The 26447-nt window shown below is 41.7% G+C and carries 21 protein-coding genes; 7 read left to right on the top strand and 14 right to left on the bottom strand.

The window, feature by feature from the left end; genetic code table 11:
- Positions 1 to 45: 45 nt before the first annotated feature.
- A complete protein-coding gene (locus LY624_RS19580; protein WP_341804443.1) occupies positions 46 to 1026 on the bottom strand; it encodes a WD40 repeat domain-containing protein in 981 nt (326 codons plus the stop codon).
- Positions 1027 to 1204: 178 nt separating this feature from the next.
- Positions 1205 to 1582 (bottom strand): VOC family protein, encoded by a 378-nt coding sequence (locus LY624_RS19575; protein ID WP_130152005.1) that lies wholly within the window; start codon positions 1580 to 1582, stop codon positions 1205 to 1207.
- A gap of 152 nt (positions 1583 to 1734) precedes the next feature.
- Between LY624_RS19575 and LY624_RS19570 the strand changes: the two genes are divergently transcribed.
- The gene (locus tag LY624_RS19570; protein ID WP_341804442.1) at positions 1735 to 3762 is read left to right on the top strand and encodes a S9 family peptidase; all 2028 of its coding nucleotides are present in this window, start codon (positions 1735 to 1737) and stop codon (positions 3760 to 3762) included.
- An 843-nt stretch (positions 3763 to 4605) separates the two neighbouring features.
- Here LY624_RS19570 and LY624_RS19565 read toward each other — a convergent pair.
- Positions 4606 to 6207, bottom strand: a complete 1602-nt coding sequence (locus tag LY624_RS19565) for an isocitrate lyase (RefSeq protein ID WP_237115520.1) — start codon at positions 6205 to 6207, stop codon at positions 4606 to 4608.
- Positions 6208 to 6437: 230 nt separating this feature from the next.
- Between LY624_RS19565 and LY624_RS19560 the strand changes: the two genes are divergently transcribed.
- Positions 6438 to 8612, top strand: coding sequence for a malate synthase G (locus tag LY624_RS19560; protein ID WP_445936746.1), 2175 nt, complete (start codon positions 6438 to 6440; stop codon positions 8610 to 8612).
- Between the two features lie 186 nt (positions 8613 to 8798).
- On the opposite strand, the gene LY624_RS19555 is transcribed toward LY624_RS19560, so the two are convergent.
- From LY624_RS19555 to LY624_RS19540, 4 genes are all read right to left on the bottom strand, one after another.
- Positions 8799 to 9524, bottom strand: coding sequence for a YebC/PmpR family DNA-binding transcriptional regulator (locus tag LY624_RS19555; RefSeq protein WP_054553380.1), 726 nt, complete (start codon positions 9522 to 9524; stop codon positions 8799 to 8801).
- 132 nt (positions 9525 to 9656) lie between these two features.
- Positions 9657 to 10274: an HAD family hydrolase gene (locus tag LY624_RS19550; RefSeq protein ID WP_130152010.1), complete on the bottom strand. Its 618-nt coding sequence runs from the start codon at positions 10272 to 10274 to the stop codon at positions 9657 to 9659.
- Between the two features lie 122 nt (positions 10275 to 10396).
- Positions 10397 to 10900 (bottom strand): DUF6702 family protein, encoded by a 504-nt coding sequence (locus tag LY624_RS19545; RefSeq protein ID WP_341804441.1) that lies wholly within the window; start codon positions 10898 to 10900, stop codon positions 10397 to 10399.
- Positions 10900 to 13338, bottom strand: coding sequence for a M1 family metallopeptidase (locus tag LY624_RS19540; RefSeq protein WP_341804440.1), 2439 nt, complete (start codon positions 13336 to 13338; stop codon positions 10900 to 10902). Before LY624_RS19540 ends, LY624_RS19545 begins: the two co-directional genes overlap by 1 nt.
- 272 nt (positions 13339 to 13610) lie before the next feature.
- Between LY624_RS19540 and LY624_RS19535 the strand changes: the two genes are divergently transcribed.
- The 5 genes from LY624_RS19535 (at position 13611) to LY624_RS19515 (ending at position 19842) form a co-directional block, all read left to right on the top strand.
- Positions 13611 to 13847, top strand: a complete 237-nt coding sequence (locus LY624_RS19535) for a hypothetical protein (RefSeq protein WP_341804439.1) — start codon at positions 13611 to 13613, stop codon at positions 13845 to 13847.
- A 134-nt stretch (positions 13848 to 13981) separates the two neighbouring features.
- Positions 13982 to 14218 (top strand): hypothetical protein, encoded by a 237-nt coding sequence (locus LY624_RS19530; RefSeq protein WP_062567824.1) that lies wholly within the window; start codon positions 13982 to 13984, stop codon positions 14216 to 14218.
- A gap of 69 nt (positions 14219 to 14287) precedes the next feature.
- Complete coding sequence (locus tag LY624_RS19525; protein ID WP_341804438.1) at positions 14288 to 15520, top strand: exonuclease SbcCD subunit D C-terminal domain-containing protein; 1233 nt, start codon at positions 14288 to 14290, stop codon at positions 15518 to 15520.
- A complete protein-coding gene (locus tag LY624_RS19520; protein WP_341804437.1) occupies positions 15517 to 19170 on the top strand; it encodes an SbcC/MukB-like Walker B domain-containing protein in 3654 nt (1217 codons plus the stop codon). Before LY624_RS19525 ends, LY624_RS19520 begins: the two co-directional genes overlap by 4 nt.
- Before the next feature lie 9 nt (positions 19171 to 19179).
- On the top strand, positions 19180 to 19842 hold the full coding sequence (locus tag LY624_RS19515) for a class I SAM-dependent methyltransferase (RefSeq protein WP_341804436.1): 663 nt from the start codon (positions 19180 to 19182) through the stop codon (positions 19840 to 19842).
- 434 nt (positions 19843 to 20276) lie between these two features.
- Here LY624_RS19515 and LY624_RS19510 read toward each other — a convergent pair whose 3' ends face one another.
- From LY624_RS19510 to LY624_RS19480, 7 genes are all read right to left on the bottom strand, one after another.
- Positions 20277 to 21032 (bottom strand): hypothetical protein, encoded by a 756-nt coding sequence (locus LY624_RS19510; protein ID WP_341804435.1) that lies wholly within the window; start codon positions 21030 to 21032, stop codon positions 20277 to 20279.
- A gap of 128 nt (positions 21033 to 21160) precedes the next feature.
- On the bottom strand, positions 21161 to 21511 hold the full coding sequence (locus LY624_RS19505) for a hypothetical protein (RefSeq protein ID WP_341804434.1): 351 nt from the start codon (positions 21509 to 21511) through the stop codon (positions 21161 to 21163).
- A 72-nt stretch (positions 21512 to 21583) separates the two neighbouring features.
- Positions 21584 to 22453: a toll/interleukin-1 receptor domain-containing protein gene (locus tag LY624_RS19500; RefSeq protein ID WP_341804433.1), complete on the bottom strand. Its 870-nt coding sequence runs from the start codon at positions 22451 to 22453 to the stop codon at positions 21584 to 21586.
- 101 nt (positions 22454 to 22554) lie between these two features.
- Positions 22555 to 23019, bottom strand: a complete 465-nt coding sequence (locus LY624_RS19495; protein ID WP_341804432.1) for a hypothetical protein — start codon at positions 23017 to 23019, stop codon at positions 22555 to 22557.
- 367 nt (positions 23020 to 23386) lie between these two features.
- Complete coding sequence (gene ggt, locus LY624_RS19490; RefSeq protein WP_341804431.1) at positions 23387 to 25084, bottom strand: gamma-glutamyltransferase; 1698 nt, start codon at positions 25082 to 25084, stop codon at positions 23387 to 23389.
- A gap of 134 nt (positions 25085 to 25218) precedes the next feature.
- Positions 25219 to 26034, bottom strand: coding sequence for a substrate-binding periplasmic protein (locus LY624_RS19485; RefSeq protein WP_341804430.1), 816 nt, complete (start codon positions 26032 to 26034; stop codon positions 25219 to 25221).
- A 27-nt stretch (positions 26035 to 26061) separates the two neighbouring features.
- The gene (locus tag LY624_RS19480) at positions 26062 to 26430 is read right to left on the bottom strand and encodes a response regulator (protein WP_237118786.1); all 369 of its coding nucleotides are present in this window, start codon (positions 26428 to 26430) and stop codon (positions 26062 to 26064) included.
- Positions 26431 to 26447 lie beyond the last annotated feature (17 nt).

Below are 26447 nucleotides of genomic sequence, written 5' to 3'. Positions count from 1 at the left end.
ACGCCTACTTTAAGTAGGCGTTTTTGTTTTATCTACTTTTTGCTGCTATTTGTTGCTTTTCATCTCAAACGGCCAAGCCTGCAATAGACCGTCACTGGTTTGTGAATATAACTGCGTACCATCGTAAGCCACACTCAGTACTGACGTGCGCTGACGCTGCTGTTTAGCTTCGTATTCAGCGATTAATTCACCATCTGCAACACGGTATAAACGCATCTTCATTTTTGGCGAGCCAGTTAATAGCCATTTGTCTTGGTTGATAAATTGCGATGCGGTGAACTCAATAAAGTTAGAGTATGAGTCCACTTCTGATAGCTCTTTTTTATTGGCCAAATCAAAGAATACACGATCATCAACCGAATCAATTGCAAAGGCCAAGCTTGCTGATTTATTTAAAGTTACGTGATTCACTCTAGTCGCTAAACGCTCTTCAAAGCGAATGCTACCATCACTCGTTGACCAAAGTTTAACGTACTTGTCGCTTGAGCCACTAAACGCCCACTGACCATCAACCGATAACGCCACGCTATTAATATCTAAACGATGAATATCAAAACGCTTAGTATCACCTGTGCGGGTGTTTATCACCTCAGCCTTGCCGCTACGATAGGCAATAACCAACGTATCGCCCACGGATGAAATAGCGATGTCTCTAGCAATTTCTTGCCCGGTGAGCCAAGTGCCGATACTGCGCCCCGTGCGAGTATCGTATAAAGTCACCGATAACCGATTTGAAATAAAAAAACGAGATTTGTTAGCGCTAAAACCCACAAGCTCAACATGCTCAGCGCCCTGCCCTGTTATACAATCGTATAAACGTGCTTTTAACTGATTATCCCAAACACACACTTCAGATTGGGTTGCCACTAACGCGTGACTCGCATCCTCGGTTAGCGCTGTGGCACTTAATAGCTCATCACCATGAGCAAACTCACTACTAGCAGATGCTGTAAACACCTCATTTGTGCCACATCCAACCAACGCTAATGTAACGGCACATGAAAGTGACTTAAACAGTTTCGACATTATTCTAACTCGCTTATTTTTATAGTTATTTTTTATAGCAGCAGTTTAATGAAAATAGGGAGAATTTGGTAGCTGTAAGAGCTTTAAGCTGTCAGCTTTGTAGGCGTGCAATTTATTTCGCGCGAGACTGCAACATGTTGTGGGATGTTGCAGCTGCGACTACATTTGCTAACTTCACTCATCCATGCGTAAAACAAAACACATTAAGTTTGTTACCGTCTAGGTCTCTGAAGTATCCCGCATAAAAGCCGGGCATTTCACGTGGGCCGGGGGCGCCTTCGTCTGTGCCGCCAAGCTCTATGGCTTTTTTGTAAAAAGCATCTACTTGAGCAGGAGTTTCAACTGCCAACGCAATCATAGTGCCATTTCCTACGGTCGCTTTTTCATCGTTGTAAGGCTTGGTAACCGCAAAACCAGGTTTATCTTGCCCAGTGTTCCATGCGACAAAGCGGTCAGTTTCTAAAAAGCGCTCGGCGTTTAGGGTGGCGAACAATTCATCGTAATACTTTACTGCTTTAGCTAGGTTGTTAGTGCCTAACATGATGTAACCTATCATTGTGTGTTCCTCACGTTTAAAAGTGTCTGTACTCAACATAAAAGGGAAATGACCATCTGTCTATTGATTTCTCCATTCATCGCAATGGACTATATTTCTGATGGTTGTTACTTTATAACAGGTTAAACACCGCTCACTAACAAGGAAATCAAATGAAGTTTAAAACGTCTGTAGCACTGCTTGCAGCAACCAGCTTTTACAGCCATGCGGGAGCTAGCAATACCTTTGGGCTCGAAAATGTTTTTGATCTTGAATACGCCAACCAAATAGAAATGACAAAAAATGGCGATACAATTTATTTTGTGCGTAATCGCATGGATATCAAAAGTGACCGTAAAGTTAGTAATATCTGGTCAGTAAACCCAGATGGTAAAACCATGCTACCGCTAACGTCTGGCGTGCATATGGATTACTCTCCGGTGTTGTCACCTGATGAAACTCGTTTAGCGTTTATTTCTACCCGAGATGGTAGCAGCCAAATCTATGTAAAATGGTTAAAAACCGGTAACGTAGCAAAAATTAGTAACCTAACGCAAAGCCCTGGCGGATTAACTTGGACGCCAGATGGCAAACAATTGGTGTTCAGCCAATTTGTGCCAGCAAAATCAGCCAGTCCAGTGTCTTTACCAGGCAAGCCTGAAGGCGCTAAATGGGCAGAGCCAGCTAAATATATTGACGATACCTATTACCGCGCCGATGGCGGTGGCTACTCTGAAAAAGGCTACCGTCACTTTTTCATTATTAGTGCAACAGGCGGCAATGCCCGCCAATTAAGCTCTGGAGATTTTGATCACAGTGGTGCTATTAGCTTTAATGAACAAGGCGATGCGTTTTATTTTTCAGCTAATCGTTATGAAGACAATGAGCTACATCCGACTGAATCTGAAATCTATAAACTTAGCTTAGCGGATCGTTCAATCAGCCAAATAACAGACCGTAAAGGCCCTGACTCAAGTCCTAAAGTCTCTCCAAATGGTCGTTATCTCGCTTACACTGGCTATGATGACAAAAAGACTAACTATGAAAATAACGACATTTATTTACTTGATTTAAAATCAGGTAAAAGCTCGGTGCTCACTGCTGATTTAGATCGCAGTGTCGAAAGCATTAAATGGGATGATAGCGGCCAAGGTCTTTATTTTAGTTACGATAGCGAAGGTAAAACACACCTAGCTTACCAGCCGCGTAGTGGTAAACATAAAGTGATTACCTCACAGATTGGTAGTGTCGCCTTTGGTCGCCCATATTCAGGTGGTGACTTTGATGTGAGCGAAGATGGTGAAGTTGCATTCACACTCGCTGATACACAGCGTCCAGCTGATGTAGCATTAATTAAGCGCGGAAAAACGGCTCGTTTAACGCAATTAAACGAAGATGCGCTGGGCGACAAAGAACTGGCTAAGGTTGAAGAAATTTGGGTTAAATCAAGCCATGATGGCTTGGCTATTCAAGGTTGGATTGCATACCCACCTGGTTTTGATAAAAACAAAAAGTACCCACTTGTTTTAGAGATCCACGGTGGCCCTGTTGCAAACTACGGCCCTCACTTTAGCCCTGAAGTGCAGTTATACGCAGCCAAGGGCAATGTTGTGCTTTATATGAACCCACGCGGCAGTGATTCATACGGTAAAGAATTTGCGCAAACAATTCATCACAACTACCCAAGTAATGACTTTGATGATTTGATGACAGGTGTTGATGCTGTTATCAATAAAGGCTTTATTGATGAGAGTAAGTTGTTTGTTACCGGCGGTTCAGGTGGCGGTGTTTTAACTGCATGGATTGTGGGTCATACAGACCGCTTTGCAGCAGCTGTTGTTGCTAAACCAGTCATCAATTGGATCAGCTTTGTACTAACTGCTGATTTCTATCCTTTCTTTGCTGACTATTGGTTCCCAGGTAAGCCATGGGACAATATTGAGCATTATATGAAGCGCTCTCCAATTAGCTATGTGGGCAATGTAAAAACACCCACTATGCTATTAACAGGCGAATCAGACTATCGCACCCCGATTTCTGAGACTGAGCAATTTTACCAAGCGTTAAAGCTACAAGGTGTTGATACAGCGATGGTGCGTATCCCTAATGCCTCACATGGTATTACCGCGCGCCCATCAAACCTAATGACTAAAGTAGCCTATATTCAATGGTGGTTTGATAAAAACAGTGGAAATGATTAACGACATCGAGCGAAGCGAGAACGCTTCATTTGCGCAAGGTGAACTGATTTCGTGATGCAGTTTCGCTTAACTTATCTCAAATTGTATTAGGCGCGATTCTATATCGCGCCATATCCAAATGATCATTTAATAAAACCATAACGCGGGGTAAACCTGCTGCTACTTGTTAACTTTACTCTTTCTCACTTTGCCCCTTGCGAGTTCCCTCTCTGTAAACCCCCTTTACAGTCAAAAATGTGAGTAACTCCTTACATACCTCTAATGAATATCGGACATTAAATAAAAAGCAGTTGGTAAAAAATCGGTTTATAGCCAAAATCAGTAACTTGAGTTAGTAAAAAATCGGTTTGTGCCGCTAAAAACCTAGCTTCAGTTAGTAAAATTTTGGTTTGTGAGGATGTTGAGTTGGTAAAAAATCGGTTTATAGCTTGGGTGAGTTAATAAAAAATCGGTTTATAGCTTGGGTGAGTTAATAAAAAATCGGTTTGTAAATCGCAAGATTTTACAAAACAGCATTAAATTGCCGTTTATATGACCTAATTTTAGCCATTCTAGAGGCTGTGCTCTGCCAATAAGCCCTAAATTAAGGCTCATAAGGCGGAGGTAGTTAAATCCTGATCTAAAATTCTTAAGCTGGTAAATGCGTGATCTGTATTTTTATAAAGCTAGTAAATAGCTGATCCAAGACTTGGTTAAAGAGTGATCCGAACCTACGAGGTGCGAGATACGAGATGCGAGGTGCGAGAAACGAGTCTGAAAGCTGATAGCTAAAAAGCGAAAAAGGGCCCGAAGGCCCCTAACAACATTATTGAATAGCTATAAAGGTATTACATCATTACTTGGTTAGAACTGGTTCATGGTATTTGCTTCACCACCGGCTTTAAGCGCATTTTCACCAGAGAAGTACTCTTTATGAGTATCACCAATGTTTGAACCTGCTAGGTCTTGGTGTTTCACTGATGCTTGCTCACGGCGAATTTCTTGACGTTGTACGTCACGAACATAGGCCAGCATACCTAGGTCGCCGAAATAGCCTTCTGATAGAATATCAGTGCTTAGCGCCGCTGTATGGTAAGTTGGTAGCGTGATTAGGTGGTGGAAGATACCCGCTTCACGTGCACCATCTTTTTGGAAATTTTGCACAAGTACGTCTGCTGCCGCTGCAAGCTCTGTGTCATCCATTTCTGGAGCCATTAATGCCTTGTTGTCATCGATGCTTGGGTAAGCAGATAGGTCTTTACCTTGTTCTTGCCACTCAGCATATACTTGCTCACGGAATTTAAGTGTCCAGTTGAACGACGGTGAGTTGTTGTATACCAGCTTAGCATTGGGTACTTGCTCTTTAACGCGGTTAACAAGCTCAGCGATTTGTTTAACGTTTGGCTTTTCTGTTTCAATCCACAGTAAGTCTGCGCCTGATTGTAAGCTAGTTACACAGTCTAGAACTACGCGGTCTTTCTCTGTGCCTTCGCGGAACTGGTATAAACCATTGTCTAAACGTGTTGGCTTGCAAAGCTGACCATTAAGCTTCATCGCTGTGTCGCCTTCGTTTAAGTCATCCACACTGTTTACTGGTGTTGTTTCAAGGAACGATGTGTATTGGCTAGCAAGGTCGCCAGGTGTTTTAGATACCGGCACTTTTTGAGTAAGGCTTGCACCTAATGAGTCAGTACGCGCAACGATAATACCGTTATCAATACCAAGCTCTAAGAATGCGTAACGAACTGCGTTAATTTTTGCTAAGAAATCTTCATGCGGTACAGTTACTTTACCAGCTTGGTGACCACATTGTTTTGCGTCAGATACTTGGTTCTCGATTTGGATAGCACATGCACCCGCTTCAATCATCTTTTTAGCAAGTAGGTAAGTTGCTTCTTCGTTACCGAAACCCGCATCGATATCAGCAATAATTGGCACAACATGGCTTTCGAAGTTATCGATTTTATTTAGCACGGCTTGAACATCACCGCCGTTTGCTTTCGCTGCGTCTAGGTCTTTGTAAAGGTGGTCAAGTTCACGTGCATCAGCTTGCTTTAAGAAAGTGTAGATTTCTTCGATTAGCGCTGGAACAGATGTTTTTTCATGCATACTTTGGTCAGGTAATGGACCAAACTCAGAGCGAAGTGCCGCAACCATCCAGCCACTTAGGTATACATAGCTGCGTTTAGTTGTTTTGTTGTGACGTTTAATTGCCATCATCATTTGCTGTGCAGTGAAACCATGCCAACAACCTAATGATTGTGTGTATTGGCTGTGGTCAGCATCGTAAGCTGCCATGTCTGCACGCATAATGTCTGCAGTGTATTGAGCTATGTCTAGACCCGTACGAAAACGGTTTTGTAAGCGCATACGGCTTGCGTATTCAGGGTTGATTGACTGCCACGTTTTGCCTTGTGTTTGACATAAAGTAGCTAAGTTATCGGTTTCGCGTTGATATGTTGTCATAATAAAAATCCTTCGAACGGGTTATCTATTTTTTGTTAGTGAGAGTGGCTACTTGGCGTTTGCTTCGTAGCGCTTAATTCAACATTAGGCGGATTTTTTGGATTTAGTAAATTTATAGTTGTTATTACCACTATATTTTCAGTGAATGACAAATAGCCTGCTTATTAGCCTTTTTTACGATATGGTTGAACCATGAATGATCAAATTAAGCTCGTTTAAAGGACATTATTATGACCACTCTCTCACTTAACGGTTTAAGCGTTGATCAACAACTTGCACAGTTTGTTGAGCAGCAACTTTTACCTGGAACAGGCATTAGCACAGACACTTTTTGGCAAGGTTTTGCTGATATTGTCAATGAACTAACGCCAATCAATCGTGCGCTTCTAGAAAAACGCGAACAACTACAAGCCAAGATTGATGGCTACCATAAGCAGCAACCAGTGTGGGATGCAGCGAATTATCAAGCATTCCTTGAAGAGATTGGCTACCTCGTTCCTGAGCCAGCTAGCTTTAACATCGAAACAGAGCAAGTAGAGCCTGAAATCGCAAGCACTGCAGGGCCGCAGCTTGTTGTGCCAGTGAGCAATGCACGCTTTGCCTTAAACGCTGCGAATGCTCGCTGGGGCTCTTTGTATGATGCGCTATACGGCACTGATGTATTAAGCGATGATGACGGTGCTGAGAAAGGCTCTACATACAACCCTGTACGTGGCTTTAAAGTGATGGCTTATGCCCGCCAGTTCCTTGATAAAGCATTGCCTTTAGCAAATGGCTCGCACATCGAAAGCACCAGCTATGCAGTGGTTAACAATGAGCTTTTAATCACATTACGTGACAGCAGTCAGGTTCGTTTAGCTAACCCTAAACAACTTATCGGTTACCAAGGTGAAGCGCAAAATCCAAGCGCTATCTTATTGAAAAATAATAGTTTACATATTGAGCTGCAAATAGACCACCATCACCCAATAGGCCAAGCAGATAAAGCAGGCCTTAAAGATGTATTACTTGAAGCAGCCCTTACAACGATTATGGACTGTGAAGACTCCGTTGCTGCCGTTGATGCCGAAGACAAAGTAAACGTTTATCAAAACTGGCTTGGTTTAATGCAAGGAAACCTTGTAGAAGCATTTAACAAAGAAGGTAAAACCATTGAGCGTCGTTTAGCAGAAGATCGCCAATATCAAGGTGTGAATGGTGAAACGCTGACACTAAAAGGCCGCAGCATGATGTTTGTGCGTAATGTTGGCCACTTAATGACAAACCCTGCTATCCAAGATAGTGAAGGCAATGACGTGTTTGAAGGCATTATGGATGCCATTATCACTAGCACCGCAGCACTTCATGACTTAAAAGGCACAGGCAGCCTTAAAAATTCAACGGCCAATAGCATTAATATTGTTAAGCCAAAAATGCATGGCCCAGAAGAAGTGGCCTTCACTAATACCCTATTTACTCGCGTTGAGCAGCTATTAGGCTTACCAGCAAACACCATTAAAATGGGGATTATGGATGAAGAACGCCGCACTTCAGCTAACTTAAAAGCGTGTATTTTCGAGGCTAAAAAGCGTGTTGTATTCATTAATACAGGTTTCTTAGACCGTACCGGTGACGAAATTCATACTTCAATGCAAGCAGGTGTAGTACTGCCAAAAGGCGCAATTAAACTTGAACCTTGGATCAGCGCATACGAAGACCGCAACGTAGATATTGGTCTTGCAACTGGCCTCAGTGGTAAAGCACAGATTGGTAAAGGTATGTGGCCAATGCCAGATAAAATGGCGTTAATGATGGAACAAAAAAGTGGTCACCCAAAAAGTGGTGCAAATACCGCGTGGGTGCCCTCTCCTACTGCTGCAACTCTGCATGCAATGCATTATCACGATATTGATGTATTTGCTTGTCAAAAAGCGCTTATGGACCGCAAAGAAGCAAGCCTTACCAGCTTACTCACTCCACCGCTTATGAAAGATGCCAGCAACTTAAGCAAAGAAGATATTCAAGCCGAACTGGATAACAATGCACAGGGTATTTTGGGCTATGTTGTACGTTGGATTGACCAAGGTATTGGTTGCTCAAAAGTACCAGACATCAACCATGTAGGCTTAATGGAAGACCGTGCCACACTGCGTATTTCAAGCCAACACATGGCTAATTGGCTGTATCATGGTGTGTGTTCTGAAGAGCAAATTCAAAAAACCATGGCGCGAATGGCAAAGGTTGTTGATGGTCAAAATGAAGGGGATCCGGCTTACAATAATATGGCTGATTCAGCCGAAACCTTAGCACAAAGTGTTGCTTATCAAGCTGCATTAGCCCTTGTATTAGAGGGAGTTAAACAACCTAGTGGCTATACTGAACCATTATTGCATGCGTTCCGTATTAAGTATAAGTCGTTAAATTAGCCACTACACAACTCCCCTTCGAGTTTCATGTGTCGTTCATAGCAGCCCAAGGGCTGCTTTTTTTTGACTAATATCAATTGAAATCATAACGACAGTGAATAGCCACCATTCATGGCATAATAAAAATCTATTAAAAAAGGGGCATTTGTTACCAAATGCCCCTTTTTAAGTGTTAATTTTTAAAAATTAGTTTTTAACAATCGCATTGTGATAAACGTTTTGAACGTCATCACAGTCATCAAGCATAGAAATAAACTTTTCAAAGTTTGCGATATCATCTGGATCAGTGATGTCAGTATGAACTTGTGGAACAAACGTAATCTCGTCTACTTCAAAGTTAATACCTTCAAATGCTTCTTCAAGAGCAGTTTTTGCTTTGTAGTACTCAGTATGTGGAGCGAAAACTGACACTTTGCCATCTTCTACTTCTACATCAGTTACGTCTACATCAGCCATCATTAGCGCTTCAAGTACAACTTCGTCGTCATCACCTTCAAAGCCTAAAACAGCTAAGTGGTCGAACATATGCGCTACACAGCCCGGTGTACCAATTTTTGAATCTGTTTTTGTAAACGGTAAACGTACATCTTTGATAGTACGGTTAGGGTTATCAGTTAAACAGTCTACAATTACCATACAGTTACCAGGGCCATAGCCTTCGTAACGTGCTGGAGAATAGTCTTCCCCTGCTCCACCGGCTGCTTTTTTGATAGCATTATCGATTACATGTGCTGGAACTTGGTCTTTTTTTGCACGCTCAATAATACGTTTTAGCGCTTGGTTAACTTCTGGATCTGGTTCGCCATTTTTAGCAACAACGTAGATTTCTTTACCGTACTTAGAATTTACTTTAGTTTTTGCATTGGCTGTTTTAGCCATGGCGTTTTTGCGGACTTCAAATGCTCTGCCCATCTTATGCCTCTATGAATACATTTGATAATTGCCGATATTTTAGCAACTCATGACGGCTTGGGCTAGTACTAGGACATTTTGAAAAATAAAAAACTAACAATTAATATCAGGAAAAATAAAAAACAAGACTATTTAACATAACACCTTACTTTCTTGGAATGAATCAACCAAAATTGGCAATTCTGAAAAATGATGCAGTACATAATCAGCTTGATTTGCATATTCAGGAATTTCATGTGGTGCGTATAAACAAGCTCGCATGTTAGCGTTGTGGGCTGCTTGTATATCAAATAAATAATCACCGACATACAGCAACTCAGATTGGTCAAGCTCCCACAGTGTGGCAATCGCATTTAATGCACTTGGATCGGGTTTAGCAGGTGCATCAGAGCGAGTCAAAACAGTTTCTATTGGCAGTGGATTATTTTTTAACTTAATGGCAGCTGCACGGTCGTAATTACGAGTCACAATTGCCATTGGAATATTACTTTCTTTTAGTTTGGTAATCGCATCAGCCACACCAGGCAATAAATGTGCGTGCTGCGCATCAATAAGCTCATGTTGATGGACAATATTCATCGCCTCTTCGCGCATGTAAGGCGAGGGAAGAGTGGCAATATACGCCAACAAATCCTCCTCAAGAGGACAACCCACTTGTGCTTTGATCAGTGAGAAATCCAGCTCTGATGACACCAAAGTGCCGTCTAAGTCAAAAATCACACCACGAATATTGTTATCATAAATACTCATATAAATCCTTGTATATGGCGATTGGGAAATGTTCATACCCACTAATAAGATAGTGTACGATATAGCTTTATTAAAGGATCAAAGGATTAAAAAGCCAAGTTTTTTAATCCTTTTGTATAAGACTAATGAGGTTCTAACGCCTCAAACTTAGCTTCAAGCCAGGTATCATCTTGGCTAAAGGTCAGTGTTTTTACCTTCCCTTTACCCTCAATATTTACCATATTCACTTGTGCAGGCCAAAGGTCGCGAAGTGCTCCGTTGCTCATACGAATGCCATGAATTCCCTTTGGGATCGTGACTTCCTGATAAACCCAAAAGAACTTACCATCAACTTGCGCACCGACTTCTTTCAGCTCAAGTGGCTTACCATCTAAAGTTTGCAGAGCAATATGTGACTCAACATAATCAGCAAAACGCTTTTGGTCGTCTTTATTACTTAAGATATCGGCATTGCCATCAAACAAGTGTTCAACAGCATGCTCAGTATCATGCAAATAAAAGCGATGCATTAGCTCTATGTTGTTGGTGCGTTTGTTAAACAGCACCGTTGTCACAGATGCTTTTAACTGGTGCGCCATGGTTGGCGCACTCAGTAATAAAACAAAAACAATGGCTGCGAAGCGCATTATTGTTGCTCCTGGGCGTCTTTCTCATCACCTTTTTTCAGCTCAGTTTTAATATCTTGCATGATATCGCGACTGACTTTCGCTTTACTCTTCTCACGCTTATACACTTCAATACGCGATGGAATAATACGACGCGGGTAGTTGTTGTTTTCTACATCTACATCCGCTGTTTCCCAGCGTGGGTCCACTGTAACTGACTCTAGATTTTTACCCTTTTCTGTGACAATTAGCTTTTGAACATGCTTGTGGTTACGACGCCAAATTTCAGCCGGAATGTACTGCTCTTCTTTGCTACCATCTTCATAAGTAAGCTCAAGTAAGATAGGCATGACTAAGCCACCTAAGTTTGAGAACTCAAGTACGTAGTAGTTTTTATCTTCTTTGATTGCACGCTCAAACGTTTTGCGTTCCCAAGGCTCTAAACCTTTAAGGAATTTGTTATACGCGTTGCGCTCTTTGTTAGTGACCGTAAAGCGGTCATTTTCGTCATAGAAGTCAGTTATATCTGGGTTTTCTTCAACCCACAGTTTTTTACCTTCTTCTTTATTACGTTTTACGAATAATGGCATTGGCTTATCAGCTTCAATGTCACGCAAACGGCTAAAGTCGATATCAGGGTTTTTCGTGTCTAAACGTAGTTGGTAAACTTTATCTAGCGAGATATCAACGTGATCTGTGGTATAGAACCAGCCACGCCAGAACCAATCTAGGTCAACACCTGATGCTTCTTCCATAGTACGGAAAAAATCAGCAGGAGTAGGGCGCTTGTATTTCCAACGCTGTGCATACTCTTTAAATGCAAAGTCGAATAGCTCACGACCAAGGATCACTTCACGTAATATGTTAAGTGCGGCAGCAGGCTTAGTATAAGCATTAGGGCCTAAACGTAATACGCTGTCTGATTGCGTCATAACCGGCACTTGGTTTTCTGACTTCATGTATTCAACGATATCGCGAGGCTCAACACCCCAAGGAATTGTGTGGTCCCATTCACGACCAGCAACACCATCTAAGAAGCTGTTAAGACCTTCATCCATCCACGTCCATTGACGCTCATCAGAGTTAACCACCATAGGGAAGTAAATGTGACCTACTTCATGGATAACAACGCCGATTAAGAAACGTTTTTCTGCTTGAGAGTAAGTACGTGTACCATCGTCTTGTAGGTCAGTACGCGGACCATTGAAGGTGATCATAGGGTATTCCATACCACCTACAGGGCCATTTACAGACTGAGCCACAGGGTAAGGGTAGTCAAACGAGAAGCGCGAATACACTTCCATCGTATGCACGACAGCTTCAGTAGAGTACTTCTTCCAAAGATCGCCACCTTCTTTCGGGTAGAAAGACATCGCCATCACTAACGGCTGATCTTTACCACCTTGATGATAGCCTTTTGCATCCCACATAAATTTACGTGAAGACGCCCACGCAAAGTCACGGACGTTTTCGGCTTTAAAGTGCCATGTTTTGGTTTTGTCTGTGCCTTCTTTCTCGTTTTCTAATGCTTCTTCTTCAGTCACGATGAAAACAGGGCGTTTAGCATCTTCAGCTTGCTCTAGGCGTTTGCGCTGCGTACTAGTCAGAACACTGCTTGGATTATCAAGCATACCCGTTGCCGATACGATATGGTCAGCAGGAACGGTTAATTCAACGTCGTAGTTACCAAATTCAAGGGTAAATTCACCACTACCTAAGAAAGCTTTGTTCGTCCACGCTTCATAGTCAGTGTATGCAGCAAGGCGAGGGAACCACTGCGCTAATAAGAAGATATCGTTGCCATCTTCTTCAAAGTGCTCATAACCAGAGCGGGCGCCAACGGCATCTTCTTCAACAATGTTAAAGGCGAAGTCCATGCTGAACTCAACGTCTTTACCCGGTTTAAGCGGCTCGTTTAAGTCAATACGCATTAAGGTATCAACGACTGTAACTTTAAGCTCTTTTCCGTCTTCGTCTTTAACATTGGCGATTTGATAACCCAGCTCGTTGTCGGCCATAAATTGCTGACGACGTAACTGACCTAAGCTCAATTTGGTTGATTTTGGCTGAGGGTCACCTTGCAATGTTTTACCATTGAAAGTTGATGTCATTTCAGCAATTGAGTCAGATTTAAAGATATTTTGGTCAAGCTGTAGCCAAAGGTACTTTAAGGTGTGAGGTGAGTTGTTTTTGTATTCAATTGTCTGGCTTGCTGTTAAGCGACGTTTCTTTTCATCAAGCTTAGCATCAATATCGTAATTTACCTGTTGCTGCCAGTAGTTTTCAGCAGGGGCACCCGCAGCACTTCTATATACGTTTGGAGTTGGGAGTGCTTCGTCAAGTTGACGAAACTTATCAACAAACGAGCCTTTAGTTTGCTCTACCGATGACGCCATGACTGCTGAAGACACTGCCAAAGGCAATACCAAAGCACTCAAATGGAGAACTGCTTTTTTCATTGTTAATCCTGTAAATTAAGTGTAAGCCTACCATCTCAAACAGCTAACAAGGTTGCAATAAAATCACGATAAAATGCTAGTTTTTTAGGTTAGTATTCGTCTTTGTGCAATGAATCGTTTATGGAGCCATATGCCTCTACTTTTGGGTTGTGTAAAGGGGGTTTACAAACAGATTGGTTGTTTTTAGTTCAGCACTAATTCATTGCAAAGTATTACAGTTAGTATTAAGCCAACTTGGTTAAATTTTATTTAACAGTAATAAAGGTGATTAGATGAAGTTTTATATTGTAAAAAAAGACTCTCGTTTAGCCGCTATTCCTGCGCAAGAATCGATTTTAAACGAGTACAAAGAACGTGGCTTTGAATATGTTGAAGTGATCAATGCATGTGATAAAGACGATGCATTAGCACGCACATCTCCCTGTTCAAAATGGACTAAAAAAGGGCTGTTTTTAGGCTCATCTTTAGTGATTTTGACTCTAATCCTCATTATTTTCGCAATAAATTAATTTTTGCGACATTTTCTATTGAAATTTACTGCCATTTGTATTTAAAATCGCCCACTTTTTTGATTTTGGGTCAATACAGAAGCTGTATTTATCCCAAAAATGTGTCGGTAAACAGCTTAGAATTCGGTGGGCTTATGGATTTCTATATCCTAAAAAAACAACAAGAACTAATTGCAATTCCAGCGGACGAACAAAATTGTAAACAGTACCTAGATTCAGGGTATTTTTATATTGATAAAGTAGCGGCATGTAATGAAACGAATGCCCTTAAAATTCTACAAGCAAAACAAACCAAAGCGCTTAAAGTTCCATTGATTATGGCGTTGTTAGCTCTACCTATGGTGGTTTTTGCTTGGTATAGCTTAAGTTAACAAACCAAGCTGGGCATCTTGGCTCAGCTTAGGTATATTGACGCTCTTAATAAATAATAAGAGCGTTTAATGAAAGTCCTTCATACATCTGATTGGCATTTAGGCCAGCAATTCTACGAGCACTCCCGATTCGATGAGCATCAAGCATTTCTAGCTTGGTTAACCGATACGCTTGTCTCAGAACAGATCGACTTATTACTGGTTGCGGGTGACATTTATCATACGGCAACGCCACCTGCCAGTGCAGAAAACCAACTCTATCAATTTATTAAAACCACTAAGCAGCATTGCGCTGACTTACACATAGTGATTATTGCAGGTAATCACGATTCAGCAAATCGTATTATGGCGGCAAAACCTTTATTAGCTCAGTTTGATACCCATGTTGTTGGCCGCTTTGATAGCAATGCCCCTCATGAAGTAGTACTGCCAATCAGCACAAAAAACGGCGATGCGAATGTTGTTGCTATGCCATTTTTACGTAGTAGTGATTTAAGCAGTTATAACCGCCAGCAAGAGCAGCCGCTAACATACAATCAAGCAGTAGCCCTTGCCTACAAAGATGCATTACAAGCAGCAAGCGAATTACCAAACGCGCCATTAATTGCCATGGGCCACCTGCATGCAAAAGGCGGAGATATCTCATCTGATTCTGAACGTAACTTAGTGATTGGTGGTGAAGATGCGATATCGGCAAGCATATTTACTGATCAACCTGATTATGTGGCGCTAGGGCATCTTCATAAAGCACAAACCGTCGCGAAGAAAGAGACCATTCGCTACAGTGGCACGCCAATGCCGATGTCATTTTCTGAAAGACGCTATCAGCATCAAGTTGTGATTGTCGATCTTAGTGACTCAGGTACTTCTGTAAACCCCCTTTACATCCCTAGCTTTTGTAAAGTTATGTTGCTACCAGAAAAAGACTGTGTGCCACTAAACGAACTCTGTGAGCTTATAAAACAGCTCGATTTAACAGATGAAGATTTAGCGCCATACCTGCGGGTTAAATTGAGCGCCCATGACACTGACACCACTTTCAGAGAGCAAATAGAACAAGCCCTTGAAGGTAAGCATGTTAAGTTCTGCGGCATTGAAAGGGTGAGACAGCAGAGTAATCAGCAAGACGATGAACAAACCCTATTTGAAGATGTCTCGCAAATTGAAGCGCTAAACCCACATTCACTTTTAGAGCAAGCATTTGCAAACAATAAAGATATGGCAGGGCAGGCGGTGCCAAAAGAGCTAGAAGGTTTACTTAGCCAAGTGATCGATGAATTGAATGCAGAGGACCTACTATGAAAATTTTAGCAATTCGTGTTCATCAACTCGCCTCTATCTTAGACGCCGAAGTCGACTTTAATGCTTCACCTTTAAAAGAAGCTGGGTTGTTTGCCATCACGGGTGATACCGGCGCGGGTAAAAGTACTTTGCTCGATGCTATTTGCTTAGCACTTTATAACAAAACAGCACGGCTACGTGGTGATACAGGCAATAAAATTGACTTTAATGGCGACAATATCAAACTCAATGACTCGCGAAACTTACTACGACGCGGGGCAGGGCAGGGCTTTGCCGAAGTCGACTTTATTGGCCAAGATAAACAACAGTACCGAGCAAGATTAAGCTTTAGCCGAGCGCGTAATAAAGCCGATGGTAAATTACAGCCTGCACAACATAGCCTTTATTCATTACCTGATGAAACCCTAATCGCTGATAGAAGCGCGGCAGGTAAAGAAATCGAGCGCATTATTGGTTTGAGCTTTGAGCAGTTCTCACGAGCTGTACTACTTGCGCAACATGAATTTGCAGCATTTTTAAAAGCAACAGGGGATGAGCGTGCGCAACTACTTGAATGCTTAACGGGCACCGATAAATTTAGCCGTATTGGTCAGCGAATTTTTGAACGCCACCGTGAACAGCTGCAAGCATTAGAGCAGTTAAAATTAAGTTTAAGTAATTATCAGGTTTTAAGTCCTGAACAGGTCGAAACGAAACAAGCAGAACAAAAAGCGCTTGAGGCTAAACTTGCTGACTTACAAAAACAAATAAAACAATTTGAACAGTACCAAGCTTGGTATAAGCAAGCATCTCAGCAGCAGCAACAGCTGAACCAAGCTGAGCAAGCAAAGCAAGAGTTACAGCTGCAAATGCACGCGCTTGCTGAAAAAGCCACTGAAGCCAAACAAGCCCAGCAATGCTTAGAAATAAAAGATAACCGTGAACGCGTAGCGACAATTACAGCTCAACATGGGCAACTTATTAAAAACCGTGAGCAGCTTTTAAACGTTGACCATAAAACACTGATCAAAGACGCTGAGCAAACACTTGAAAAGCAAACCGCGCAACTTAACCAAGCAAAGCAAGCACAAAAAGACGCGCAACCTATTATTAGCCAGGCCCGTGAGTTAGATAAGCAACTTGCCGTATTAAACCAGCAAGCAGCGGCGCAAAAAGTACAAGCTGATAAAGCGAAACACCATCATCAAGAGCTGACTAATACACTAAATAGCCATAAAGCCGAGCAGCAAAAACAGCTCGATCAACAAGCACAAATAAATAGCTATTTAGAAACACACGCACAATGGCAACCATTAGCGAAAGACTGGTCATTCTATAAAAGTGAGTTAAGCCGCTTTAGCCAGCAACAGCACACACTTAGCCAATCACAGCAAAACGTAAAGTCTCTTCAGCCTAAGATTGATGAGCAGCAAGCAGCTGCGCAGCAGTGTAAAACTCAATACCAAGCCCTTGAGCAAGAAATTAAGCGCCTAAATGAGCAAGATACCGCCTTTAAATCGAGTTTAAACACCCAATCAATGGCGGATATTGATGCGGGGCTTGAGGCGATTAAACACCTGATTGAAAAGCGCCAAGTATGGCAAACTAATCATCAGCAGTTAAAAAATTGGCAAACCCAGCTAAACACATTAAGCCAAACTGAGCAGCAACTGCAAACAGCACTAAAAGATGCGCAGCAAGGGGCAGAGCAAGCACAGCAACAGGTTTCGCTTTGTGAGCAAAACTTACAGCAAGTGCAGTTAAGAGCCAGTGAAGGGGTCAGCCAGTTACGTGCCACTTTAAAAGCAGGGGAGCCGTGTGCAGTATGTGGCTCAAAAGAGCACCCGTTTATGCATGAAGAAATGGTAAACGAGCAATTTAGTCAACTTATTAACGACTTTACCAGGGAGCTAACTAACGCCAAACAGCACTTAAAAGCTCAGCAAGCATTACAGCAAGCTAAAAGTAATGAGCTGGCGGCATGCAGCCAACAGATAAGCTCGTTAACTGGGCAAATCTCAGAACTGAGTGCTCAACAACAGAGCCTCAAAGAAACCATGGCGGCTAATCGTACTGAGCTAAATGATTTAACCGAAGATCAGTTAAACGAGCGTCAGCAACAGCTAAGCTTGCAAAAACAGCAATATTACAAAACCCTCGAGCAGCAACAACAACTCCAAAACACGCTTGCGGCTAAGCAAGCTGAGTATAATCAGCAAGGGCAAGCGCTTCATAGCAAAGAGCAGCAGTTAAACGAATTACAGCAACAGCTGAATAATCAGCAAACACGTTTAAACGAGCTCAATGATGAGCATCAGCAGCTTTATACGACACTGAATCAACAGTTCACTAGTGTACCTTGGTGGCAGGCACTCAATACACAAAGCATTTCTTTAGAGGTCATTGCAGAGCACGTTGAGGCTTATCAAGCTTCGCTGCAAACGGCGGATGAGCTTAAAACTAGCTTAAAAGCCATTGAGCAGCACCTTGCACATGTAACGCCGCAGCTAAACGAAGCACATACCTATTTAACTCAGTGCAACGAGCAACTAAGCCAAACTCAAATAGAATTAACGCAGATAAAATCAAAGCGCGAGGGCTTATTTAGTAACGCGGCGATATCAGTAGATGAGTTTATAGCAGAGCTTGAAAAGGCGATAGATTCAGCGCAGCAGGCACTGCAACTTGCCCAGACAACCCATAGTAACGCGGTAAAGGCGCGTGACGAACAAGCCATTCAAATCGCCAATTTTGACGAGCGTGAAAACGAGCTAAACGCTGAGCAAGCGGCGCTTAATGAGCGCTTTAGTCTGTGGTTTAACGATTTTAAAGCGCAGCACCCAAGCTTGGATGAGCAAGCCGTTAGTCAGCTATTAACAATAAGCCCCGCTGAAATTAAACAAACTCTGGCAGATTACAACACCGCCGAGAGCAGCTTAAAAGACGCTGAGGCTCTTTTAAAACAACGACAACAGGCGCTGGCTCAGCATCAAAATGATAAGCCAGCTCTCGGTGAAGATGAGCTGCAATTACAGCTTAATCAAGCCACAGAGCAACAAGTACAAGCGAATAACGCATTATTGCAAGTTGCGACTGAGCTTAAAACCCATCAACAAAATAGCCAAGCGCTTGAAGATAAACAAAAGCAATTAATGAAGCAGCAAAAAAGCTATGAGCACTGGCATTTACTCAATAAGGTACTCGGTGATGCCAGCGGCAAAACCATGCGTAATTTAGCGCAAACGCAAACCTTAAAAATACTGCTGCATTATGCGAATAGTCACTTACAAACACTAAATAAGCGTTACAAATTAACAGCCATAGGGCAAACGCTCGATATCGCTATTATCGATAAAGACATGGCCGATGAGCAGCGCTCTGTTAATACATTATCGGGCGGTGAGTCATTTTTAGTGTCGTTAGCACTGGCGCTAGGGCTTGCTTCGTTGTCGTCGAATAAAGTGCAAATAAACTCTTTGTTTATCGACGAAGGGTTTGGTACGTTGGACAGTGAAACGTTAAGCATCGCGATGGATGCTCTTGATTCTCTACAAGCACAAGGCCGCAAAGTGGGGGTTATTTCGCACGTATCAGAAATGACCGAACGCGTTGCCACGCAAGTGCATGTGGCGAAAAAACCAGGTGGTTATTCGACCATCTCTGTTATTTAAAGGATTAGCATGCCAACTTTTAATCATGAAGAAGCAAGTCACTACGACGAACGTATTTTGCGACTAGTTCCAGGTTATGAGCTATTACATCAAGCAACCGCAGCCCAATTAGCAACCACGCTGAGCGATGATGCGTGCATTTTAGTGGTTGGTGCCGGAACAGGTAAAGAAATCATCGAATTAGCAGCGCTAAAACCAAGCTGGCAATTTATTGCTCAAGATATTTCACAAGACATGCTCGATATTGCCGAGCAACAGTTTGGCCAGCATAACATCAGCGATCGCGTGACAGTACACTGCGGTGATATCAACGATATCGACACTCAATGTGACGCCGCACTGTGTCTTCTAGTAATGCACTTTGTTGAAGATAACGGCGATAAAAAAGCGCTGTTAAAAGCGATTCACAGCAAACTTAAAAAATCGAGCAACTTATATATTGCCGATTTAATGCGCCCTGAAACCGCTTTTGAGCGCGAATCTCAACTACAGCTGTGTACGCAGTTAGGTTTAACCGAAGCCGGTACAGAACGCATGCGCCACAACCTAGAGCACGAGTTTTACCCATTAGACCGCATTCGTTTTGCAGAGTTAATAAATGAAACCCGCTTCAGCACCCCAAAACAGTATTTTAAAGTGCTTGGTTTTGCAGGGTATGTGGTTGGGAGTTAGCTAGGTTCTAGAGCTGTCAGCTTTCAGCCGTCAGCTTTCAGCCGTCAGCTCTCAGATTTAAAACCGAAAGTTAGCGAGCTACGAGGGGAAAGGGGAAAGTTAGCGAGCTACAAGTGGAAAGAGTAAAGTTACATCACGTAGGCGTGAAATTTATTTCGCGTGATTTATGTTATTTAATTTAACTCTTTTAACTTGCTAACTTTACTTGGTAGTAGTGTTGAATCTTAGCGTGAATAACAGTTTTGTACCTTGAGTCAATCAACTTATTTCTAGACAAAGGCATGTTAGCTCGTCGGTTGTATTAGGTGAATTTCTCATAAAACTTTCTATGCACTAACGCCGCAATATGGGGCGGTTAAATATAGTGGCGATGGGTTGAAACATGCGAAAATCGCCTCTTAGTTTTGGTGTCCAACGGCGACTTGTTAAGTTTGTTATGTTTCTGCATGCTCAAGCCGATGTTGAATTTTCATGAACACATTGAGACACTCTTCAACTATATTTTGCTTAGGGTTTTGAACAACAAACAAATATATAATATGTATCAAGAAGGTAGCTCCTAGGTGCCTTTCTAAAAGCTCACCGATACTTCGAACGCATGGGATTGCTGTGTCAGATGCGTAAAGCATCTTATTACGAATATTGGCAACTTCCTTAATATGCCCGAAGATTGACGAAATCCCTTTATCCTGAGCCACTTTTTTCACATCTCTTAGATAGTCTTTAGCTTTCCCTGAAGGATCTACCGAGACTAAATTTAATGGTGGGTCAGGATAAATATATGTATCGATCCCATTGACCCCTCCAATAAACATTCGAGTTTTTATTAATTCGTTATTTTCATCACTTGGAATCTCAAATGTTATCTCGATTGGTAGCTCATGCTTCAAAATGTTGAGCGTTTCTCCCACTAACATAAGGAATGGATATACACCTGCCTTGTGTTTGTGAACGTTTTTCTTCAACGCTTTTGATGCTGTGTATTTTTTGTTCTTTAGGGCTTGAAATAGAGCTGTAGATGCCTCTTCCTCAGCGGTGATAGCTAAGAATGCAGATATTTCTGGCATTGAATCAGCCAGTTCAAAAGCTCTGTGAAGATGTTGGATGCTCGACTTTGCAGCATAGCCAGCAGGGCCTTTAGTTTTAGATGACACTTCTAAAACCTTCTTCTGAAACTCAGTTAACACCATAAGCTCCCTAAAAACCTACGCCCGCAACAACGGTAAATTACAGTGAGGTATTTTTGTGTAAAATGGCGAAGCCAACAAAAAATGCCTAACGGAGATTTGTCCGCGGCTTGCGTTTATTGTATGCAAACTTACCTGAAAAGCTCTAAGATTTCTTCACTGTTATAATTAACACTTAGTTGATTACAACCTTCAGATATTATTTGAACATCGACAAATGAATCTTGAGCTGCACTATACATTTTTGCATCCCAATTTGCTGAAGTTAAACCAGACTTAAGGCCTTTTAAAACTACTAACCCGACTGCTTTAGCATTGTTATCATGAGAATGAACAGAGATTTCGCCTTTACTTAAGTCGACTAGCAATTTTGCTAGCTTAGTTGAATGTTTCCAAATACCAGAGATATCGCAGTCAGCTTGAACCTCTGAGGAATAAATTGAGGTTACTAAAAGAGAACTTAAAACTAAGAATCTGAGCATGAGTATCCTTTGCATAGCGCTTGCAGCAGCGAAGATTGTTACGAGTCCTCTGACTGCACTTGTTATACCAATTTACATATTGTAGTACTTTGTTCCAAAGCTCACTGATAGCGGAGCTCCATCATATAAACAACTAGCGGTAACTTTCATTCGCTTTTTATGATCATAATATGTATGAAAATTAGTTCTTTTCTTGACGAGCTCTAGTTCGTGAATACCGATACTTAAAGCACCCAATAAAGCTTCACTGTTGAAGTCTTCACTTTGTGAATGTGGAGCTGTTTGGAGTAAATCCACTTCCACAAAACTCACAAAATTCCCTTCTCCCCATAAAATCATTTTACAGTGTTTACTCTCAACAATTATATTTCGAGCTTCATTTGCTTGAACACCAACAATCTTTTCTACATCGCTCAATACCATGCCAAGATACTGATAAGGCCTATGAAATGGAGAGGACATAATCGGTAAGCCTATCATGTTTGCAGAATCTAGAGATTGACCTAAGTTTGATGACGTCTGCGGAGCAACAACATTCTTATTAAATACTATTCCCATACTGGTAACTAGTCTTTTCAACTCATCATCGTATGAATTAGCTTTCGAAAAATTACTGTACAATTTCCCTATCAGAAAACTTGGCAGATCAACATCTTCAAGAATTATTGGTAGAATTTTTATCTTTCCTGCAATCTGATAATTCATCGCAACATCAAGCTCATTTACGACCCAAGGGGCATTTACTGAATTACTTGATAGGATTACAGCAAAATAGTCTACGTTATCAATTCCCTCTCTAATTTTTTGTACAAGAGAATCACCAATTTTCATTTCTGCTTCATCTAACCAAACTCTTATTCCATGACTTTCAATATCAATGGCAAGGCGCCTGACAAAATCCTTATCCTTGTGATTGTGGCTGAGAAATACACTCGTGCCCATAACTCCTCCTTATTAGTATAATGCTCTTCTAAAGGCTAAAAATGCTTGACTAAATTTAGCGACAAATGAGTGCTGTCAAGCGTTTTTCATTCAGGTGTTTGTTATATGCTATTTATCCTGCTCAAAATCAGGTTATAAAGATCTAAATGACCATCAAAATCTGGTTCTTGCTCACGATAGGTTCCATGCTTTTTAGCTACTTGAGCATAGGCAAAAATCCATTCTGATGAATGCTTATTTTGAACAGTGATTCTTGCATTAGTTATATTTGAAAACTGAGAACCGGTGATGTCGACGTACTTATCATCAACTTCGAGCCATGCATGACTCTTGATATATGGAGATTCATCCGAATCAACATTAGCGCTAATTAGCTTAACATTCTCAGCGCCTTGCTGTTGCAGATACATTCCCAATAAACTTGAGGATAAGAAACACGAGCCATTAGGGAAGCTATTTAAACCAGCCCAAGCAAAACCACCCAACTTAATTATTTTGTATGACTCAAACTCTACTAGATAAGACAGCGCATTTCTAAATTTGTGAACTTCCATGTGATATTTCACTCAATCCTCCATTGCATATAACAATTTTATTGTGCGCTTCGCACATCTTTTTGTCGATATCACGCTCATATATTTAATAAACTTATTATTAACAAATAACGTAATGCATTGCTAACTATAAATTTTTATTGATACTAAAGATGTTCAGAAAGAAAAATGGCTCAGCGCTGATTTTTATCGGTACTAAAGATGTTCAGAAAGAAAAATGGCTCAACGCTGACTTTCATCATATTTGCAGGGTATGTGGTTGGGAGTTAGCGAGTAATGAACCATCGCGCGAAATAAATTTCACGCCTACGCGATGTAAAATCGCTGCTACATCAAGGCTCGCTAACTTTCCCCTTGAAACTCGCTAACTTCCGAGAGCCTAATACCCCGCAGCCTGACCGTCTTTACGGGTTTCTGATGCGCCGTAATAAACGCCGGTTTTTGGGTCTTTCAATATTGCTTGATAACCACCGTATGGGCCAACCGCGTCTTGTAAGGTGTGGCCTTTTTTCATTAACTCACGGCGGGTTTCCATTGAAAAACCTGACTCTAAGCTAACAAAACCACCGTCTTCCATGATCTCACCGGTTGGCTGCGATGAACCTGTGTGCAAAATACGCGGTGCATCACCGGCTTCTTGTAGGTTCATGCCAAAATCAATCATGTTAATAAGTATTTGAGCATGCATTTGTGGCTGTGTGGCACCGCCCATCACGCCATAACTCATATATGGCTTGCCATCTTTGGTGACAAACGCAGGAATGATTGTATGAAATGGTCGTTTGCCTGGCTCATATTGGTTCATGTGGCCTTTTTTCAGCGCGAACATTTCGCCACGGTTTTGCAATACAAAACCTAATTTGGCTGGTGTCATACCTGAGCCCATACCACGGTAATTACTTTGAATAAGCGAAACCATATTGCCGTCTTTATCGGCAGTCGTCATATAAATGGTATCACCTTCTACAGGGCCTGCATGGTCACGTTTTGCGGCTTTATTAGGGTCTATCAGTTTGCGTCTTTGGTCAGCATATTGCTGCGAAATAAGTGTTTGCACTGGAATCGTATTAAACGCTGGATCGGCGTAGTACTTTGCACGATCTGCAAACGCGAGCTTTTTCGCTTCAACAAAGGTGTGTACGTATTCTGGGCTATCAAAACCCATTGCTTTGATATCGTAACCTTCAAGAATATTCAAAATTTGCTGTGCAGCAATACCTTGACCATTTGGTGGTAATTCCCAAAGCGTATACCCTCTATAATCGGCGCTTACAGGCTTAACCCATTCACTATGGTGGGCAGCTAAATCTTCATAGGATAAGTAGCCGCCGTTTTCTTTCATGTAGCGACCAATTTCTTTAGCAATATCGCCTTTATAAAAAGCATCGCGGCCGTCCTTGGCAATTTTACGATAGGTGTTTGCAAGGGCAGGGTTCTTAAAGATCTCTCCTTTTTCTGGCATTGCCCCATCAGCCATATATACATCTTTAAAGCCTGGATATTTACCACGCGCCGCCACACTTTTTTGCATGTAATAGGCAATCAGTTCAGACACTGGGAAGCCATTTTCAGCGTAGTCGATAGCAGGCTGCAGTAAGGCTTTCATTGGTGTTTTGCCAAACTTTTTATGTAACTCAAACCAACCATCTACTGCACCAGGTACCGACACAGGCAAGGGCCCATAAGCAGGAATAGTGTCACCTTGTGCTTTTAAAGTATCAAAAGACAAGCTTTGAGGTGAACGACCAGAGGCATTTAAGCCGTATAGTTGCTTACTTTTGTTATCCCAGACAATGGCAAATAAATCGCCACCAATTCCACACCCTGTCGGCTCAACGAGCCCCAGTACTGCATTAGCAGCAATCGCCGCATCAATGGCATTACCACCGTCTTTTAGTACTTGTAAGCCAACCTGCGTAGCTAATGGCTGTGATGTGGCAACCATACCTGATTGTGCGATGACTTCAGAACGACTGGCAAAATTATGGCCAGTGATGCGATCGTAAGCTTGAGTAGCACCTGTTGTACCTAAGCATACCGCTAGTACTAAGCTTTTTATATGTGAAGCTGGTTTCATCGTTATTGCCCTTTTTTATTGTTTTATTCACTATAAAAAGCAATTTAAAGCTAAGCAAAAGCTTTGCGTCCGAAGACCAAAAAATACGACTATTGCCAGAAACCCAGCTATATTAGACTCTCTTCAAGAGAAAACTAATAAATAGCGGTACCGGTAAAACACTCTTTTAACATAGCGGATGCATAAGGATGGCTTTGCTGAGCTGAAGGTATAAACTGACTAACAATATCGCCAACTTGGTTGGTTGCTTTTAACTGCTTTAAATGACTTTGTAACTCTTTTACGGTTTCAATTGATGTGCTTTTATTCAGAGCTAAGTAGTTCCCAGCCAGTGCAGGGTGGTTAAGCGCAAATACCGGAGCTAACTGTTCGGGACTCAACCCCACTTTTTCTAACTGAGAAGCCAATGTTAAAGCCGAGCCAATTAATAAGTCGTGCTCGCCTCTTTTAAACATTTTTAGCTCCTCAAATTTTTTAGAGTAAGTTAAAAAATGCTGACCTTCTTCCAGATTTAAATCCATTAAAACGGAGTGATATACATCTCCCCGCGCCACACCTACGGTGTAATTTCGTAAAGACGCCATACTATTCACAGTTATATCTGAGCGAGTCGCTAACTTATAAAAACATGTTTGGCCAGAGGCTAATGGACCAACCCAATAAAACTTAGATTCTCTTTGTACTGTGCGTGAAGTTGAAAAGATGCCAGTATCTGCTCTCGTAGAGACGAGTTGCATCGCTCTTTTCCAGGGGTATAAGTCAATAGTGCAATGTAAACTTGCTTTTTCGCAAAGAAGCCGAATGATCTCTGTGTTAATTCCTGTAATTTGGTCTTCTTTTTCGAAATTATAGGGAGGGAAAGACTCTGTATAAAGTGCCAGTGTTTTTTGCTTAGCAAACACATCCCCTACAAATATAAAAAACAACACGCTTAGAAGACGTATTAACATAGTCAACTCCAAACAAGGTCTATCACTCTAGTCATGTTTAACAATGCGGCTCAGCTGTTTATTTAGGGTATTCAAGCAAAATGGCTTAATAATAAAACCATTCACTTTGGCGCTAATCATATCTGTAACGGTCTGTTTACTGTCTTCGCATGTAACCATTAAAACAGGAATGTTATGAAAATCAGGGCTATCACGCATTTGCATAAGTAAGCATTTGCCATCCATTTTTGGCATATGCAAATCAGTAATGACTAGGTCAAAATGTTGTTTCCCTAATAATTCGATAGCTTGATTGCCATCAGTCGCTTCTGTAATGTCATCATAGTTTAGACGGCGCAGCATGTTTATTAGAACATGGCGCATCAAAGGCATATCATCGACGACAAGAATTTTCATACTAAGCACACTAGCTT

Source organism: Pseudoalteromonas sp. N1230-9 (genome assembly GCF_032716425.1).
Taxonomy (GTDB): domain Bacteria; phylum Pseudomonadota; class Gammaproteobacteria; order Enterobacterales; family Alteromonadaceae; genus Pseudoalteromonas.
This window is presented reverse-complemented; position numbering and strand designations above follow the sequence as displayed.

Excerpts from the sequence above, each read along its gene's own strand:
- LY624_RS19580 (WP_341804443.1), bottom strand. The coding sequence starts at position 1,026 with ATGTCGAAACTGTTTAAGTCACTTTCATGTGCCGTTACATTAGCGTTG.
- LY624_RS19575 (WP_130152005.1), bottom strand. The coding sequence starts at position 1,582 with ATGATAGGTTACATCATGTTAGGCACTAACAACCTAGCTAAAGCAGTA.
- LY624_RS19570 (WP_341804442.1), top strand. The coding sequence starts at position 1,735 with ATGAAGTTTAAAACGTCTGTAGCACTGCTTGCAGCAACCAGCTTTTAC.
- LY624_RS19565 (WP_237115520.1), bottom strand. The coding sequence starts at position 6,207 with ATGACAACATATCAACGCGAAACCGATAACTTAGCTACTTTATGTCAA.
- LY624_RS19560 (WP_445936746.1), top strand. The coding sequence starts at position 6,438 with ATGACCACTCTCTCACTTAACGGTTTAAGCGTTGATCAACAACTTGCA.
- LY624_RS19555 (WP_054553380.1), bottom strand. The coding sequence starts at position 9,524 with ATGGGCAGAGCATTTGAAGTCCGCAAAAACGCCATGGCTAAAACAGCC.
- LY624_RS19550 (WP_130152010.1), bottom strand. The coding sequence starts at position 10,274 with ATGAGTATTTATGATAACAATATTCGTGGTGTGATTTTTGACTTAGAC.
- LY624_RS19545 (WP_341804441.1), bottom strand. The coding sequence starts at position 10,900 with ATGCGCTTCGCAGCCATTGTTTTTGTTTTATTACTGAGTGCGCCAACC.
- LY624_RS19540 (WP_341804440.1), bottom strand. The coding sequence starts at position 13,338 with ATGAAAAAAGCAGTTCTCCATTTGAGTGCTTTGGTATTGCCTTTGGCA.
- LY624_RS19535 (WP_341804439.1), top strand. The coding sequence starts at position 13,611 with ATGAAGTTTTATATTGTAAAAAAAGACTCTCGTTTAGCCGCTATTCCT.
- LY624_RS19530 (WP_062567824.1), top strand. The coding sequence starts at position 13,982 with ATGGATTTCTATATCCTAAAAAAACAACAAGAACTAATTGCAATTCCA.
- LY624_RS19525 (WP_341804438.1), top strand. The coding sequence starts at position 14,288 with ATGAAAGTCCTTCATACATCTGATTGGCATTTAGGCCAGCAATTCTAC.
- LY624_RS19520 (WP_341804437.1), top strand. The coding sequence starts at position 15,517 with ATGAAAATTTTAGCAATTCGTGTTCATCAACTCGCCTCTATCTTAGAC.
- LY624_RS19515 (WP_341804436.1), top strand. The coding sequence starts at position 19,180 with ATGCCAACTTTTAATCATGAAGAAGCAAGTCACTACGACGAACGTATT.
- LY624_RS19510 (WP_341804435.1), bottom strand. The coding sequence starts at position 21,032 with ATGGTGTTAACTGAGTTTCAGAAGAAGGTTTTAGAAGTGTCATCTAAA.
- LY624_RS19505 (WP_341804434.1), bottom strand. The coding sequence starts at position 21,511 with ATGCTCAGATTCTTAGTTTTAAGTTCTCTTTTAGTAACCTCAATTTAT.
- LY624_RS19500 (WP_341804433.1), bottom strand. The coding sequence starts at position 22,453 with ATGGGCACGAGTGTATTTCTCAGCCACAATCACAAGGATAAGGATTTT.
- ggt (WP_341804431.1), bottom strand. The coding sequence starts at position 25,084 with ATGAAACCAGCTTCACATATAAAAAGCTTAGTACTAGCGGTATGCTTA.
- LY624_RS19485 (WP_341804430.1), bottom strand. The coding sequence starts at position 26,034 with ATGTTAATACGTCTTCTAAGCGTGTTGTTTTTTATATTTGTAGGGGAT.
- LY624_RS19480 (WP_237118786.1), bottom strand. The coding sequence starts at position 26,430 with ATGAAAATTCTTGTCGTCGATGATATGCCTTTGATGCGCCATGTTCTA.